Source organism: Streptomyces sp. P17 (genome assembly GCF_032436805.1).
Lineage (GTDB): Bacteria > Actinomycetota > Actinomycetes > Streptomycetales > Streptomycetaceae > Streptomyces.
The window spans coordinates 1-645 of sequence record NZ_JAVRBF010000245.1 but is presented as its reverse complement, the minus strand read 5'-3'; the positions used below and the strand labels follow the sequence as shown (position 1 = coordinate 645).

The following is a 645-nucleotide window of genomic DNA, read 5'->3' as shown; positions in this document are numbered from 1 at the left end:
TACTTGGCTTTTATTACTAACTCAATACAATCAGGCTGGTAGCCTGAAATATCACAGAAAGGTGTTTCGTGGAAGAAGGAATGGGAAAAACTTATTTCCATAAGATCCATGCCATAGTATAAGCTAGCTAGCAAGCCTATATCAGGATAATAATTTGAAGAAAGGAGTATCCAAGCTAAAATTGAAAAGCCTGATACTATAATAATTATTAAACCGACCCGTTTATTCTCAACCATCGTCCTTCCCCGCTTGATTCGTGTCAATGGCATTATAGCACCTTGGTAAACTTTGATCTATCTACCACTTTCAACACCATGGCTAAAACCCAAAATGGGTAAATTAAAAATATGTTATAATAATAGTATTGGTGAAGCCAGCACACCGTTCCGTCCCCTCCGGGGACTACACTGCTGGTGAGGGGGCAAGCCCCCATCAAACCCCCAAAACCAAAAAAACAAAAAAGGAGAAAATACATTGACGTTATTGAAGAAAACAAAAAACAAATAAAGCGAACTAATGAAATGAAGGTTCGTGTGAACGATATTGAGTATAAAAAAATTAAAGAACTGGCTTACCTATACGGTAAGCCTATGGCTGATATTTTCAGAGATTCCACATTGTCTGTTTCAAAGTCGCATAAAGGGG

2 protein-coding genes are annotated in these 645 nt (G+C 37.8%); one reads left to right on the top strand and one right to left on the bottom strand.

Annotated elements, in window-relative coordinates; genetic code table 11:
* On the bottom strand, positions 1-236 hold a 236-nt coding region (locus RMT89_RS40655; protein ID WP_315888779.1), incomplete at its 3' end, for a hypothetical protein.
* A 177-nt stretch (positions 237-413) separates the two neighbouring features.
* Between RMT89_RS40655 and RMT89_RS40650 the strand changes: the two genes are divergently transcribed.
* A partial coding sequence (locus tag RMT89_RS40650) for a hypothetical protein (protein WP_315888778.1) occupies positions 414-645 on the top strand: 232 nt, incomplete at its 3' end.